Source organism: Kocuria sp. PD6 (assembly GCF_031844145.1).
GTDB classification, from domain to species: Bacteria; Actinomycetota; Actinomycetes; order Actinomycetales; family Micrococcaceae; genus Kocuria; species Kocuria marina.
Genome location: NZ_JAUZUS010000009.1, coordinates 72,025 through 86,972 on the forward strand (window position 1 = coordinate 72,025; position 14,948 = coordinate 86,972).

A 14,948-nucleotide genomic window follows, 5' to 3' on the forward strand; every position below is an offset into this window, starting at 1 on the left:
ACTGATGGTCAGGGACACGATATATTGTCCTCCGTCCGCCCGCCCTCCGCGCGGCCGCGCGGCGTGGGTCCAGGGACCACGCCCACAGATGACGTCCACCCGTGAATCCCGAGGTGCTCTCCGCATGACCGTCCGTCCCATTGTGATCTCCGGTAACCCCGTGCTGCATCGCCCCGCGGCCCGGGTGACCAACTTCGACGACGCCCTGCGCGAGCTCGTGGCGGACATGCATGAGACCATGGACGCGTCCCACGGCGTGGGTCTGGCGGCGCCGCAGATCGGGGTGGGGCTGCGGATCTTCACCTACATCTTCGAGAACGAGGACGGTGTGCCCCCGCGCGGCACGCTCGTGAACCCCGTCCTGAGCACCGGGCGGATCTCCGAGACCGCCCCGGACCCGGACGACGAGGCCGAGGGATGCCTCTCGGTTCCCGGCCAGTCCTGGCCCCTCAAGCGGGCGGACTGGGTGCGGATCGCCGGGCAGGACGAGAACGGGGACCCCGTGGCGTTCGAGGCCAACGGTTGGTTCGCCCGGGTCATGCAGCACGAGTACGACCACCTGGACGGGAAGCTGTACGTGGACCGGCTCAACCGCAAGTGGTCCAAGAAGGCCCGCAAGGCCATCTCCGCGGAACAGTGGGGCAAGGATTCGACGTGGCTGCCCGGTGTGGACGAGGACCCGTTCGGGCACTGACCCGCTGAGGGGATCCCGCATCACGGACGCGCCGTGGCGGCAGGCCCCGTCTCAGCGCCCTCGTCGGGCGAGTCGGTTGCTGCCCGTGGCTCAGTGCGGCTTGGTTACTGCGGATCCACCACGATCGTGAGCGTGCCCGCCTTGCGGGTCGTGGGTTCGGTCAGTTCCACCGTGAACCTCTCGGCCAGCGCCGCGCTCACCTGCTCCACGGTGTCCAGCGGACGCCCCACTCCCCCGATCTCGCACAGCGCACGGGCCACGAGTCCCCGCGTGTGTTTGGCGTGGTGTGACACCACGGACCGGCTCCCGTCCGGCTTGAGCTGCTCGACCCGTACCGTGACGGTCCGCGCGGCGGGAGGTTTCCACGCCGCGGCGTAGGCCGCCGAGCGACAGTCCACGATCACGCCGTCGGCGGCGAGCGCGTTCAGCACCGGGGTCAATCGCGGTTTCCACCACGCACCGAGCTTGCCGGTGTCCGGTAGCGCGGTCCCCATACTCAGGCGGTAGGCGGGGATGCGGTCGGTGGGTCGCACCGCGCCCCACAGTGCTGAGATCACGAGCAGCGACGCATCGGCGACCTCGCGGGCCTCGGGGGCGAGGGAGCTGACATCCAGCGCCTCGTAGAGCACCCCCGCATAGACGTCGGGGGCGGGCGCGGCAGGTGCAGTCGCGAGTTCACGGTTGCGGGCGACGTCGTCCGCGAGCGACGGCCCCACGCCCAGGATCTCTAGGGCGTCCGGGCGTTCGCTGACCTCGGCGAGGTGCTCTGCCAACATTGCACGATCACGTGAGAGCTCGGGGAAGCTGAGTTCGGCGGGCATGACGGGATTCCCGGTCGCGGGCGCGGTCTTGGACTCGGAGGGAGGCAGCAGAATCAGCACCCCACGAGTGTAGAGGGACAGGTGGGCCTGTGAGCCGGGTTCTGTGCCGCGGGCGGTTACCCGCACCGCGGTGACGACCATCCATCTAGACCGTGCGTTGCCGCACGGCTCGAGCAGCCTACCCGGACGCTCGGGCGAGCAGCCCTCGAACGCGCCCTGCATGGCCTTGCTCCGGACGGGGTTTACCGAGCCGCGCCGGTCACCCGGCGCGCTGGTGGTCTCTTACACCACCTTTTCACCCTGACCCGCTCGCGGCGGGCGGTCTGTTTTCTGTGGCACTGTCCTGCGGGTTACCCCGAGTGGGTGTTACCCACCGTCCTGCTCTGCGGAGCCCGGACTTTCCTCGAGACGCCGTCCTTCACGACGACGCCGCGCGGTCGCCCGGCCCACCTGTCCACCGTCGATCCTACCGCGCCGCCGGGCCACCCGACGCTCAACGCCTGGCACCCCTGGCGCGGGGCACCCGAGTCAATGCGAGCGGCCGATGAGGAGCGGGCCGCGCAGTTCAGGACCGGACGCATGCAAGCCCGGGCTCACACCAGGAGCAGCGCGGAACACTCGGGGCACTGGGGCACGGTCTGCGGCGGAATATTCGTCAGCGCCGCGGCGTCGGCGGGGCTCAACCGGGTGCCGCACGCCCCGCACGTTCCGTTCTCGAAGCGTGCGACGGCGATCCGGCCTCCCCCGCGGGCGGTGCGCAGACCGTCGTAGCGGCTCAGCAGGGCGGGAACAGTGAACTCCGATACACGCGTGGAGCGCTCCGCGGTCAGCCGCGCGTGCTCCTCCTTGAGCCGGGACAGCTCCGCGTCCCGCTCGGCCACCGCCGCGCGGGCCTCAGCGTCCGCGCGGCGCAACAGGGGCAGCTTCCGGTCCCGGTCCGCGGTGACCTCCTCGGCGTGGTTCATGGCCTGCAACTGCGCGTCCTCGGCCCGTCCGCGCTGCGCGGTGAGGGTGTCGATCTCGTGCTGGATGCCCATGAGGTCCTTGGCGGAGCCGCCGTGGTTGAGCCGCTCGGTGTCCTTGTCGATCCGGTCCTGGATCCGGGTGACCTCCCGCTCCGCCTCGGCCACCGCCCGCTCGGCCTCCTGCTGGGCGGTCTCGAGGGCGCGGGCCGCCGCGATCGCCTGCGTCCGCCGGGCCATGAGGGAAGCCACCCGCTCGGAGGTCTGTAACTCCTTGGCCCGGGCCATCACGGTGAGCAACCGGGAATCCACGGACTGGAGTTCCAACAGGGCGGGAAGGGCCGAGCGGGGTGAGGTCATGGCGTTCTCCTGGGGTGCGGCTGGTTGAGTGCGGTGGTGGGTCCGCGTGTGCTTCAGGTCCCGAGCGTGTCGATCCGGAAGTCCCACGGATCGGTGCGCAGCGAGCTGACGGAGGTCTCCACGGCGAATCCCCGCCGCTCGAGTTCGTGCCGCAGGTCCTCGGCGGCCCACGGCAACCACAGGGCCTCGCTCGCGGAGTGGGCGGCGTCGATCAGCGCAGGGGTGCCCGATCCCCCGGGGCCCAGGGCGGCTTCCCGCGCTTCGGAGGCCGGGTGGTGGCGCAGGTCCGCGGTCACGAACACGTCCGCCCCGTGGGCGCGGACCTCGTCGAAGAGGGAGTCCCCGGAGCCCCCGCACACCGCCACGGTGCTCACGGGTCGCTCGGGGTCGCCGGCCACGCGCAGGCCCTGCGCCGTGGGCGGGATCCGCTGCGCGAGTCGGTCCGCGAGTTCGAGCAGCGTCACCGGCGTGGCCAGGGTCCCCACCCGACCCAGCCCCACGCGGGGGTCCGTGTCGTGCGGGACGAGCGGAGCGGCGTGGTCGGGAGAGACACCGCACGCCGCGATCAGGGCGTCCGACACGCCCCGGCGCGCGGAGTCCGCGTTCGTGTGGCAACACAGCAGGGCGCAGCGGTTCTCGATGAGGTCGTGGATCACACGGCCCTTGAAGAGGTGCGCGGCCACCGACGTGACCCCGCGCAGCAACAGCGGGTGGTGGGTCAGCAACAGGTCCGCGCCCCTGGAGACGGCCTCGTCCACCACGGCAGCCACGGGATCCACCGCGAAGAGGATCCGCCGGATCGGCTGCTCCGCCCGCCCCGTGACGAGCCCGGACGCGTCCCAGTCCTCCTGCAACGGGAAGGGCCACAGAGTGTCCGCGGCGGCGAGCACGTCCTTGAGCGTGGGCGGGGCGTCGGACGGGCGTTCGGTGCTCATGGCCTCATCCTAGGAGTTCGCGCTGGGCGAGCGGCGGGAATCTTCTGGCGCGTCACGCGTTGTACTGGGCATGACTTCATCGACACCGCAGACGTTCGTGCTGGCCGGTGGCTGCTTCTGGTGCCTGGACGCCGTCTACCGCAGGGTGCGCGGCGTGCAGGGGGTGCGCAGTGTGTACACGGGAGGGCACACGGACCACCCCGACTACGAGTCCGTGTGCTCGGGCACCACGGGCCACGCCGAGGCCGTGGAGGTCACGTTCGATCCCTCCGTGGTTCCCGCCGACGTGATTCTGGACCTGTTCTTCACGGGCCACGACCCCACCACGCTCAACCGCCAGGGCTACGACGTGGGCACGCAGTACCGCTCCGCCATGTTCCCCGCCGACGACGAGCAACGGCACCTCTTCGAGGCCGCGATCTCCCGGGCGCAGCCCCTGTTCGACGATCCCGTGGTGACCACCATCGAGCCGCTCGGGCCCGTGCACGAGGCAGAGGACTTCCACCAGGACTTCTACGGGAACCAACCATTCAACGGCTACTGCCAAGTGATCATCAACCCCAAGCTCGCGAAGGTGCGCCAACATTACGCCGTGTGGCTGAACGACTGAGCCGCCACCCGGGCCACGGATACGCTGGAGAAGACTCTGTGCGGGGACCGGCACGTGTGCCATGCCCCGCGGACCGACTGAACAGGAGACATGTCATGGGCAAGATCTACAACGACGTCACCGAGGTCGTGGGAGGCACTCCCCTCGTCCGCCTGAACCACCTGGACAAGGACCTCCCCGGCAACGTGGCCGTAAAGCTCGAGTTCTACAACCCCGCCAACTCCGTGAAGGACCGGATCGGCAAGGCCATCGTGGATGCCGCCGAAGCCTCCGGCCAACTCAAGCCCGGTGGGACGATCGTGGAGGGCACCTCCGGTAACACGGGCATCGCCCTGGCCATGGTGGGTGCTGCCCGCGGGTACAAGGTCATCCTGACCATGCCCGAGACCATGTCCACCGAGCGCCGGGTCATGCTGCGCGCCTACGGTGCGGAGATCGTGCTGACCCCGGGTGCCGACGGCATGCGCGGCGCCGTGGACAAGGCCCAGGAGATCGTGGACTCCTCGGACAACGCGATCCTCGCGAGCCAGTTCGCCAACCCCGCCAACCCCCAGGTGCATTACGAGACCACAGGTCCCGAGATCTGGAACGACTCCGACGGCGCCGTGGACGTCTTCGTGGCCGGTATCGGCACGGGCGGGACCATCTCCGGCGCGGGCAAGTACCTGCGCGAGCAGAAGCCGGACATCCGGCTCGTGGCCGTGGAGCCCTCCGACTCCCCGCTGCTGACCGAGGGCAAGGCCGGCCCCCACAAGATCCAGGGTCTCGGCGCGAACTTCGTCCCGGACGTGCTCGACCGTGAGATCTACGACGACGTCTACGACGTCACCGTGGAGAACTCCGTGAAGTACGCCCGCGAGCTCGGCACCCAGGAAGGCATCCTGGGCGGCATCTCCTCGGGCGCCATCGTGTGGGCCGCCCTGCAAGAGGCCGCCAAGGAGGAGAACCGGGACAAGCTCATCGTCGCCGTGGTGTGCGATTTCGGTGAGCGCTACATCTCCACGATCCTGTACGAAGACATCCGGGGCTGATCCACTCGACCCGACCGTGCGGGTGTCCGGGATGCGCACCACAAGTGAGACGCACCCCGGGCACCCGTTCTTCACGGCGGGCGGCCCACCCCGGCACACCACGGAAGAGGAAACACACGTGAGCTTCTGGCGCAGACTCAACGAGGACCTCGACACGGCTCGGACGCACGACCCCGCGGCGCGGTCCAACCTGGAGATCGCTCTGAACTACTCGGGGCTGCACGCCATTTGGGCCCACAGGTTGTCCCACCGGTTGTGGCGTAACCCGGACCGTCGGTTGCTGGCGCGCACCGTGTCCCAGCTCGCCCGCTGGGCCACGGGCGTGGAGATCCACCCGGGCGCCACGATCGGGCGGCGCTTCTTCATCGACCATGGCATGGGTGTGGTGATCGGTGAGACCGCGGAGATCGGTGACGACGTGATGATCTACCACGGCGTGACCCTCGGTGGTCGCTCCTTGGAACCCGTCAAGCGTCACCCCACGATCCAGGACCGCGTGACCATCGGTGCCGGTGCCAAGATCCTGGGTCCCCTGACCGTGGGCCATGATTCCTCCGTGGGCGCCAACGCCGTGGTGGTCAAGGACGTCCCCGAGGACTCGATCGTGACCGGCATCCCCGGCAAGGTGCGCCAGCGCACCCCGGAGAAGCAGGAACCGCTCGTGGACCCCGCAACCTACATCGATCCCGCGATGTGGATCTGAAGCTGACTACCTGACGGGTTCGACGAGAACGGGCCGGGTCCCCACGTGGGGGCCCGGCCCGTTCTCGCTACCACCCCCCTGTCTCGGGAGCGGTCGACGGTTCACGTGCTCAGGACACGACCTCGGAGCGGTCCCCGCTCCACAGCACGTGGAAGCTGGAGTCCGGGTCGTCGATGCGCTTGTACGTGTGGGCACCGAAGTAGTCCCGCAGGCCCTGGGTCAGGGCGGCGTTCAGCCGCGGGCGGCGCAGAGCGTCGTAGTACGCGAGCGCGGAGGAGAACACCGGGGCGGGGATGCCGCGTTCGACGGCGCGTGCCACCACGCGGCGCCACGACGGCAGTGCGTCCTCGATGGACGTGATGAATTCGGGCGCGAACAGCAGGTTCAACGGGGCCTTGTCCCCCTGGTAGGCGGCCATGATCACGTTGAGCAGTTCGGCGCGGATGATGCAGCCGTTGCGCCATAGGCTCGCGATGGTCGCGAGGTCCAGCTGCCAACCGTACTCCCGCCCGGCCATGGTGAGCATGTCCAGGCCCTGCGCGTAGGACACGAGCTTGGACGCGTACAGCGCCTTGCGCACGTCCTCCACGAACCCGGGGTCCTTCACGACGTCCTCGGTGGTGTCCCCGATGCCGGCGGGCAGCACCTCTTGGGCCTCCTTGCGCATCACGGGCTCGGAAGATGACAGGGCGCGGGCGAACACCGACTCGGCGATCGCGGTGACCGGGGAGCCCAGTTCCAGGGCTTCCTGCACGGTCCAGCGGCCGGTGCCCTTCTGACCCGCGGCGTCCGCGACGACGTCGATGAAGGGCTTGCCCGTCCGGGAGTCCACCTGACGCAGCACTTGCGCGGTGATCTCGATGAGGTAGGAGGACAGCTCGGTGGTGTTCCATTCCTCGAACACGTCCGCCTGCTCGGCGGGCTCCAGTCCGGCCACGGAACGCAGCAGCTCGTGCGCCTCACCGATGACCTGCATGTCCGCGTACTCGATGCCGTTGTGCACCATCTTCACGAAGTGACCCGCGCCGTCAGTGCCGATCCACGCGCAGCACGGAGCGCCGTCGTCCGCCCTGGCGGAGATGTCTTCGAGCATGGGGCCCAGGCTCTTGTAGGACTCCTCGGAACCACCCGGCATGATGGACGGGCCGTTGAGGGCGCCCTCCTCACCGCCGGAGACACCCACGCCCACGAAGTGCAGGCCCTTCTCTGCGCACTCGCGCTCACGACGCCGCGTGTCCTGGAAGTAGGAGTTGCCGCCGTCGATGATGATGTCGCCCTCGTCCAGCAGCGGGGTCAGCTGCTCGATCACGGAATCCACGGGCGCGCCCGCCTTGACCATGATCAGCACGCGGCGCGGCTTCTCGAGGGAATCGACGAGCTCCTCCATGGTCTCGGTGGGGATGAAGTTCCCCTCGGAACCGTGCTCCTCCATGAGGGCCGTGGTCTTGCCCTCGGAACGGTTGTGCAGGGCCACGGTGTACCCGTGGTGCGCGAAGTTGCGGGCCAGGTTGGCGCCCATCACGGCCAGGCCGGTGACGCCGATGTGAGCTTTCTTTTCTGCTGCCATGGTCCCTAGCCTACGCATCTGCCCTGCGGGGTTGCAGCGATTGCCGCATGTTCCCCCGGACACGCTCGGACATGCAGAAATCCCCGGGACTTGAGTCCCGGGGATTTCTCGAAGTGGTGGAGACCGACGGAATCGAACCGCCGTATCTGTCACGCCCGAAAGCGATCTAGCGCACCAGCGTCCCCTCAAGCAAGACACGTCACCGAGCGCGTTTGCATCATTAGCTTAACGCATCGTGACCGCGCGGTGTCAAACGCGACGCCGAACGGGGAACCTCTCGTGGTCAACATCACACACGGACTCGTGCATCGTGTTGGGTCCCGCCGTGACCTGCGGGTAGGCTGATCCGCAATCGGGTGCTGGCAGCTGGTCCAGTCGTGCCCACCCGATCCCGGGCCTTTAGCTCAGCTGGTAGAGCGCCACGTTTACACCGTGGATGTCATCGGTTCGATCCCGGTAGGGCCCACCACACGTACGACGAACGGACGTCAAGCCCGTCGCGCCGGGGTCGCGGCATGGCCCCGGCCTATCTCCTAGGTCGAGCGATGCAGGTCTACTGAGACGGCGGGGACTCTCCAAGCGCATCGTGGACGGCGTCGTCGACACGAGTATTAACGGCACGTTCCTGGGCCCCGTGGCCGCATTGATCGCTGGCAGCATCGAACTCGCACAGGTGCGCAAGGCGCATCTCAGGGCGATCTCCGCGGGACCCGGAGGGAACCTTCCGGTCCCTCACGCCACGGGCGGGCGCCACATCCCGATCGCGGGGACCGTCCCGCGGGACGGCACCGGTCCCCGGGAGATGAACCCGAAACGCGAGTAGAAGGGCACGAGGTCCAGCGTGGAGGCCTCCAGGTACGCCCCAGTGTGCTCGCGGTCGATGTGGGCGAGCCGTTCGTTGAGCAGCATGCTCCCCACGCCCGTCCGCTGCAGATCGGGCAGGGTGCCCACGGCCTTGAGGTACCAGTGCGGAGTGGCTGGATGCTGGCGATGGGCCAGGAACTCGGTCGCAAAGGCATCCGGGAGGCGATCACGGAACACCCGCGCGTAGGCCAGCAGACCCGGAAGCATCCGAGGGATCGAGACCTTGCTCCCGGGGGCCTCCCACAGGGCCACACCCAACGGTCGCTCCTCACCCCGCCGCTCGGCGAGATACGCGTGGCCGCCCGCCTGCAGGGTCTCCCGCACGATGCGTTCCCACAGGACGGTCAGGGACCCGATCACGTCACCGGGCGGGAGCAGACCCACCACGTGGGGGTCCACCGAGAATGCCCGGGCCAGGGTCGCGGCGGCGCGCTGTGTGTCCGCGGCGGCCGCGGGGAGGATGTCGATCTGCTGCGCGGCGTCGTGGTCGGCGCCCTGAGTCGTATGCACAACCAGAGAGTAACAGCACGCCCCTAAGAGCGGGCCGGGTGCCGAACCCGTCCATGACGTGCTCGTTCACCCGGCGGGCAAAGGACGTGCGACGCTCAGAGAAGTCGCGGCTGCGTGGGCGTCTCCGCCGGTTTCTTGGCCCGACGACGCCGCGTCGGAGCGGCCTTCTTCGGTGCCGTGTCGTCCTCGGGGGCCTCCGCGGCAGTGTCCTCCGACGCCGCGTCCGTGCCCTGGGCGGGGCGCCGGCCCGAGCGACGTCGTACGCCACCGTTGGTTCCCGGACCCGCAGCGGGAGGAACGAGGGTCTGCTGACCCGCGAGCTCCGCCTGCTGATCGCGCAGCACGTTGATCGCGCGCTCAAAGTCCTCGAGGTCGTCGAACGCCTGGTACACGGACGCGAACCGCAGGTAGGCCACGACGTCCAGGCGGCGCAGGGGCGGGAGGATGGACAGGCCCACGTCGTGCGCCTCGACCTCCGCACTGCCCGAGGCGCGGATGGATTCCTCGACCTCCTGGGCGAGCATCGCGAGGTCGTCCTCGCTGACGGGGCGACCCTGACACGCCTTGCGCACGCCGTTGACGATCTTCTGGCGGTCGAACGGTTCGGTCACCCCCGAGCGCTTGATCACCGAGATGGTCGTGGTCTCGAGCGTGGAGAAGCGTCGGCCGCACTCGGTGCACCGGCGGCGTCGGCGGATGGATGTGCCGTCGTCCGAGGTGCGCGAATCCACCACCTTGGAGTCGTTGTGCCGGCAGAACGGGCAGTGCACGGCTCAGCCTTCCCGGCCCGGTGCGGCGGCCTCGGAGCGGATCGTGACGGCGCGACCGTGCGCGGGCAGGTCCTCGGTGTCCGCGAGCGCCACGATGTCGTCCTCGAGCTGCGCGAGCGCCTTCTTGCTGTACTCGATGACCTGCACGGCCTTCATGAACGACGCCGCCTGCAGTCCCGAGTTGAACACCGCGGTCCCGCCCGTGGGCAGCACGTGGTTGGAACCGGCGGCGTAGTCCCCGAGGGGCACGGGACTGTACGGGCCCACGAAGATCGCACCGGCGTTGCGCACTCGCGCGGCCACCGCGGCGGCGTCCCGCGTGTGGATTTCGAGGTGTTCGGCGGCGTACGCGTCCGCAACCGCCACGGACTGGTCGAGGTCGTTCGTGAGCACGACCCCGGACTGGGGTCCGCCCAGTGCCGTGGCGATCCGCTCACGGTGTTTGGCGGCGGGCACCTGGACCGCGAGCTGTTCCTCGACCGCCCGGGCCAGGTCCTCGGAATCGGTGATCAGCACGGACCCCGCAGCGGGATCGTGTTCGGCCTGCGAGATGAGGTCCGCGGCCACGAACCTCGGATCCGCGGAGTCGTCGGCGAGCACCGCGATCTCGGTGGTGCCGGCCTCGGCGTCCACGCCCACCACGGAGCGCAACTGCCGCTTGGCCATGGCCACGAAGATGTTGCCCGGGCCGGTCACGGTGTTGACGGGTTCCAGGACGTCCTCACCATCGGTGATCCCGTAGGCCAAGGCGGCGAGCGACTGCGCGCCGCCCACGGCCCACACCTCGTCCACACCGAGCAGACCGGCCGCGGCCAGGATCACGGGGTGGGGCAGTCCGTCGAAGTCCTTCTGGGGCGGCGAGCACAGCACCACGGATTCCACGCCCGCGGCCTGGGCCGGCACGACGTTCATGACGACCGAGGACGGGTACACGGCCAACCCACCGGGGATGTAGAGCCCTGCGCGACGCACCGGGGTCCACCGGTGGCGCAGGACGGCACCGGGGGCGACCTCCACGCTCACGTCCTGCGGTCGCTGCGCCCGGGCGAAGGCGCGCGTGCGCTCGATCGCGGACTCCAGTCCGTGGCGCACCGCGGGGTCGAGTTCGGCCACCGCGCGCTCGATCTGCTCGGGCGCCACCCTGATCCGATGCTGGTCCACGCCGTCGAACGTGAGGGCGAGATCCCGCAGCGCCTGCGCGCCACGGGAGCGGACGTCCTCGATGATCGAGCGGACGCTGTCCTCCGCCTCGGCGACCGACGACGCCGCTTGGCGCGGCACCGCGGCACGCAGCTCGTTCCAGTCCAGGTGCCGTCCCCGCAGGTCGATGACCCGCAGGTGGGAACCGGTGGTCGCCGGGGATGCGGATTCAAGGCTGTACTCACTCACCCGCCCAGTCTACAATCGCGCCCCGCGCGGACCGCTCGGGCAACACCCGCACACGGCTAGAACCCACGCACCGTGCATGCCGAGGTCACGCAGCGTCACGTCCGACGCCGCGCGGCGGCCCGGGCAGCGTGGCGCAACTACCCGTGCGGCGTCGAACCGCGGCCCGTTCGACGCCGCCCGTTCACGAGCGCCCGGTGACGCGCCCGGCGCCGCGTCGTCACGCCTCGAGGCAGGCCGGGCCCAGGAGGACCTTGAGGTCACCGAACAGGGCCGGCGACGGGTTGACCCGGTACTCGGGGCCCAGGCGCATGACCTGGACGCTGCGATGCGTGTCCAAGTGGATCCGCACCTCCGAGTCCCCCTTGTGATTGCGCAGCACCTCCCCGATCCGGCGGATCACGGCCTCCGTGGCCCGGTGCTCGGGCAGGGCCACGCACACGGGTCCCGAGGAACCATCCACGCTCAGCTCGGGCACCGTGAGTTCCTGGGCGGAGATGGAGATGGAACCGTCGTCGCGGCGCTGCATACGGCCCTTGATCACGCAGATCAGGTCCTCGGCAAGGACCCCGGCGATGGGCGCATATGCCTTGCCGAAGAACATGATCTCGATGGATCCCGAGCGGTCCTCCAGCTCGACGCGCGCGTACGCGTTGCCGGACGACTTCGCGATCCTGCGGGACAGGGAGGTGATCATCCCACCCACGGTAATCACCGCACCGTCGGGACGGGTGTTCTCCTCGGTGAGCAGCGAGGCGATCGCGGTGTCCGTGTATTGGCCCAGGGCGTCGTCGAGCCCGCGCAGGGGATGGTCGGAGACGTAGAGACCGAGCATCTCGCGCTCGAACGCCAGCAGGTCCTTGCGCTCCCACTCGGGGACCTCCGGGACCTCCACGGAGAACGTCTCCTGCTCGGCGTCGTCGGCGCCGCCCATCGCGAAGATGTCGAACGTGAACTCGCCGTTGTCCTCCTTCTTCTTCTGCGCGACGACGTCCTCCACGGCTTGCTCGTGGCACATCACCAAGCTGCGGCGCGTGTGACCCAGCTGGTCGAACGCACCGGCCTTGATCATGGACTCGATGGTGCGCTTGTTGCACACCACGGCCGGGACCTTGGCCAAGAAATCGGTGAAGGACGTGAACTTGCCCTGCTCGGTGCGCGCGTCCACCATGGCCTGCACCACGTTGGACCCCACGTTGCGCACCGCGCCCATGCCGAAGCGGATGTCGGTGCCCACCGGGGTGAAGTTCAGTTCGGACTCGTTGACGTCCGGGGGCAGCACCGTGATCCCCATGTGGCGGCACTCGGTCAGGTACATGGCGAGCTTGTCCTTGTCGTCACCGACCGAGGTGAGCAGCGCGGCCATGTACTCGGCCGGGTAGTGCGCCTTGAGGTACGCCGTCCAGTAGGACACGAGCCCGTAGGCCGCGGAGTGCGCCTTGTTGAACGCGTAGTCCGAGAACGGCAGCAGGATGTCCCACAGCGCCTTGATCGCGTCCTCGGAGTACCCGCGGTCGATCATCCCCTGGTGGAAGCCCTGGTACTGCTTGTCCAGCTCCGCCTTCTTCTTCTTGCCCATGGCGCGGCGTAGGATGTCCGCCTGACCCAGGGAGTAGCCGGCCACCTTCTGGGCGATCGCCATGACCTGCTCCTGGTACACGATCAACCCGTACGTGGTGCCCAGGATCTCCGACAGCGGTTCCGCGAGCTCCGGGTGGATCGGCGTGATCTCCTGCGCGCCGTTCTTGCGCAGCGCGTAGTTGGTGTGCGAGTTCGCACCCATGGGCCCGGGGCGGTACAGCGCGATGGTCGCGGAGATGTCCTCGAAGTTGTCGGGGCGCATCAGTTTGAGCAGCTGACGCATGGGCCCGCCGTCCAACTGGAACACCCCGAGGGTGTCACCGCGCGCGAGCAAGTCGTAGGAACCAGCGTCGTCGATCGGCAGGTGCTCGAGGTCCAGGACGAACCCGTCCCGGTTGAGCGTGATGTTCTCGAGGGCATCCGAGATGATCGTGAGGTTGCGCAACCCCAGGAAGTCCATCTTGATCAGCCCCAGCCCCTCGCACGTGGGGTAGTCGAACTGGGTGATGACCTGCCCGTCCTGCTCGCGGCGCATCAACGGGATGATGTCGATCAGCGGGTCCGAGGACATGATCACACCGGCCGCGTGCACACCCCACTGGCGCTTGAGCCCCTCGAGGCCCTGGGCGGTCTCGAAGACCTTCATGGACTCGGGGTCGTCCGCGAGGATCTCGCGCAGCTCCCCCGCCTCGTCGTAGCGCTTGGCCTCCTGGTCGTAGACGTCCTGCAGGGAAATGCCCTTGCCCATGACGTCCGGCGGCATGGCCTTGGTCAACCGCTCCCCCATGGAGAACGGGTAGCCCAGCACGCGGGAGGAGTCCTTGAGCGCCTGCTTGGCCTTGATGGTGCCGTACGTGACGATCATGGCCACGCGCTCGTCGCCGTACTTCTCGGTCACGTAGTGGATGACCTCGGAGCGGCGGCGATCATCGAAGTCGACGTCGAAGTCGGGCATGGACACGCGGTCCGGGTTGAGGAAGCGCTCGAAGATCAGCCCGTGCTGCAGCGGGTTGAGCTCGGTGATGCGCATGGCGTACGCGACCATGGACCCCGCACCGGAACCACGGCCCGGACCCACGCGGATCCCGTTGTCCTTGGACCAGTTGATGAAGTCCGCGACCACCAGGAAGTAACCGGGGAAGCCCATCTGGATGATGATCTTCTTCTCGTACTCGGCCTGCTCGCGGACGTCGTCCGGGATGCCCCCGGGGAAGCGGTAGTGCAGCCCTTTCTCGACCTCCTTGATGAACCACGAGGTCTCGTCCTCGCCCTCCGGGGTGGGGAAACGCGGCATGTAGTTCGCGGAGGTGTCGAAATCCACCTCGCAGCGCTCGGCGATCTCCAGGGTGTTGTCGCACGCCTCCGGGAAGTCCCGGAAGAGCTCGCGCATCTGTTCCGGGGATTTGAGGTAGAACTCGTCCGCGTCGAACTTGAACCGCTTGGGGTCCTGCAACGTGGAACCGGACTGCACGCACAGCAACGCGGCATGGGATTTGGCGTCCTCCGCGTGCGTGTAGTGCAGGTCGTTGGTGGCCACGAGCGGCAGGTTGAGCTCTTTGGCGAGCTTGAGCAGGTCCTGCGTGACCCGCTTCTCGATCCCGAGCCCGTGGTCCATGAGTTCGCAGTAGAAGTTCTCTGCGCCGAAGATGTCCCGGAACTCGGCGGCCGCCTGCACGGCCTGGTCGTACTGACCCAACCGCAAGCGGGTCTGCACCTCACCGGACGGGCAGCCCGTGGTGGCGATCAGACCCTTGCCGTACTGGTTGAGCAGTTCCCGGTCCATACGCGGCTTGTACAGCTGACCCTCGAGCGACGCCTTGGTGGACGCGCGGAACAGGTTCTGCATGCCCTCGCTCGTCTGCGCGAGCAGGGTCATGTGGGTGTAGGCACCGGCGCCCGAGACGTCGTCGCGCCCGCCGTCCGCGAACTTCACGCGGGAACGGTCCTGCCGCGCGGTGCCCGGGGTCAGATAGGCCTCCACACCGATGATCGGCTTGATCCCCGCGGCGCGCGCCTTGTTCCAGAAGTCGAACGCCCCGAAGACAAAGCCGTGGTCCGTGGTGGCCAGGGAGTCCATGCCCAACCGGTGGCATTCCTCGAAGAGGTCGGTCAGGCGCGCGGCACCGTCCAACATGGAGTACTCGGTGTGCACGT

General features: G+C 68.6%; 12 protein-coding genes, 2 tRNA genes and 1 other RNA gene. 5 read left to right on the forward strand and 10 right to left on the reverse strand.

What is annotated here, in order from left to right; all coding sequences use genetic code 11:
- Positions 1-124: 124 nt before the first annotated feature.
- Positions 125-694 carry a peptide deformylase gene (gene def / locus Q9R22_RS09810; protein ID WP_131333078.1) on the forward strand — a complete coding sequence of 190 codons (570 nt, stop codon included), beginning with the start codon at positions 125-127 and terminating at the stop codon, positions 692-694.
- A 104-nt stretch (positions 695-798) separates the two neighbouring features.
- Here def and Q9R22_RS09815 read toward each other — a convergent pair whose 3' ends face one another.
- The 4 genes from Q9R22_RS09815 to Q9R22_RS09830 all read right to left on the reverse strand — a co-directional run bounded on the left by Q9R22_RS09815 (position 799) and on the right by Q9R22_RS09830 (position 3,772).
- Complete coding sequence (locus Q9R22_RS09815) at positions 799-1,575, reverse strand: YaaA family protein (RefSeq protein WP_131333079.1); 777 nt, start codon at positions 1,573-1,575, stop codon at positions 799-801.
- A gap of 14 nt (positions 1,576-1,589) precedes the next feature.
- An RNA gene (gene rnpB / locus Q9R22_RS09820) (RNase P RNA component class A) lies at positions 1,590-1,968 on the reverse strand.
- Between the two features lie 140 nt (positions 1,969-2,108).
- Positions 2,109-2,837 (reverse strand): zinc ribbon domain-containing protein, encoded by a 729-nt coding sequence (locus Q9R22_RS09825; protein WP_131333080.1) that lies wholly within the window; start codon positions 2,835-2,837, stop codon positions 2,109-2,111.
- 53 nt (positions 2,838-2,890) lie between these two features.
- Positions 2,891-3,772: a Nif3-like dinuclear metal center hexameric protein gene (locus tag Q9R22_RS09830; RefSeq protein ID WP_131333081.1), complete on the reverse strand. Its 882-nt coding sequence runs from the start codon at positions 3,770-3,772 to the stop codon at positions 2,891-2,893.
- Between the two features lie 70 nt (positions 3,773-3,842).
- Between Q9R22_RS09830 and msrA the strand changes: the two genes are divergently transcribed.
- The 3 genes from msrA to epsC all read left to right on the forward strand — a co-directional run bounded on the left by msrA (position 3,843) and on the right by epsC (position 6,116).
- Positions 3,843-4,382, forward strand: a complete 540-nt coding sequence (gene msrA, locus Q9R22_RS09835; protein ID WP_131333082.1) for a peptide-methionine (S)-S-oxide reductase MsrA — start codon at positions 3,843-3,845, stop codon at positions 4,380-4,382.
- Between the two features lie 95 nt (positions 4,383-4,477).
- Complete coding sequence (gene cysK, locus Q9R22_RS09840; protein WP_035961305.1) at positions 4,478-5,413, forward strand: cysteine synthase A; 936 nt, start codon at positions 4,478-4,480, stop codon at positions 5,411-5,413.
- Between the two features lie 118 nt (positions 5,414-5,531).
- Positions 5,532-6,116: a serine O-acetyltransferase EpsC gene (gene epsC, locus Q9R22_RS09845; protein ID WP_131333083.1), complete on the forward strand. Its 585-nt coding sequence runs from the start codon at positions 5,532-5,534 to the stop codon at positions 6,114-6,116.
- 109 nt (positions 6,117-6,225) lie between these two features.
- Here the strand turns inward: epsC and gndA are convergent, their stop codons facing one another.
- Both gndA and Q9R22_RS09855 read right to left on the reverse strand, forming a co-directional pair.
- Positions 6,226-7,683, reverse strand: a complete 1,458-nt coding sequence (gndA, locus tag Q9R22_RS09850) for an NADP-dependent phosphogluconate dehydrogenase (RefSeq protein ID WP_131333084.1) — start codon at positions 7,681-7,683, stop codon at positions 6,226-6,228.
- Positions 7,684-7,797: 114 nt separating this feature from the next.
- Positions 7,798-7,868 (reverse strand) — tRNA-OTHER (locus Q9R22_RS09855).
- Positions 7,869-8,076: 208 nt separating this feature from the next.
- On the opposite strand from Q9R22_RS09855, the gene Q9R22_RS09860 reads away from it, so the two are divergent.
- Positions 8,077-8,152 (forward strand) — tRNA-Val (locus Q9R22_RS09860).
- A 263-nt stretch (positions 8,153-8,415) separates the two neighbouring features.
- On the opposite strand, the gene Q9R22_RS09865 is transcribed toward Q9R22_RS09860, so the two are convergent.
- The 4 genes from Q9R22_RS09865 to dnaE form a co-directional block, all read right to left on the reverse strand.
- The gene (locus tag Q9R22_RS09865) at positions 8,416-9,057 is read right to left on the reverse strand and encodes a GNAT family N-acetyltransferase (RefSeq protein WP_131333085.1); all 642 of its coding nucleotides are present in this window, start codon (positions 9,055-9,057) and stop codon (positions 8,416-8,418) included.
- A 95-nt stretch (positions 9,058-9,152) separates the two neighbouring features.
- A complete protein-coding gene (gene nrdR / locus Q9R22_RS09870; protein WP_064845143.1) occupies positions 9,153-9,827 on the reverse strand; it encodes a transcriptional regulator NrdR in 675 nt (224 codons plus the stop codon).
- Positions 9,828-9,830: 3 nt separating this feature from the next.
- The gene (hisD, locus tag Q9R22_RS09875; protein WP_131333086.1) at positions 9,831-11,216 is read right to left on the reverse strand and encodes a histidinol dehydrogenase; all 1,386 of its coding nucleotides are present in this window, start codon (positions 11,214-11,216) and stop codon (positions 9,831-9,833) included.
- Between the two features lie 217 nt (positions 11,217-11,433).
- On the reverse strand, positions 11,434-14,928 hold the full coding sequence (gene dnaE, locus Q9R22_RS09880; RefSeq protein WP_241246733.1) for a DNA polymerase III subunit alpha: 3,495 nt from the start codon (positions 14,926-14,928) through the stop codon (positions 11,434-11,436).
- Between the last annotated feature and the right edge of the window lie 20 nt (positions 14,929-14,948).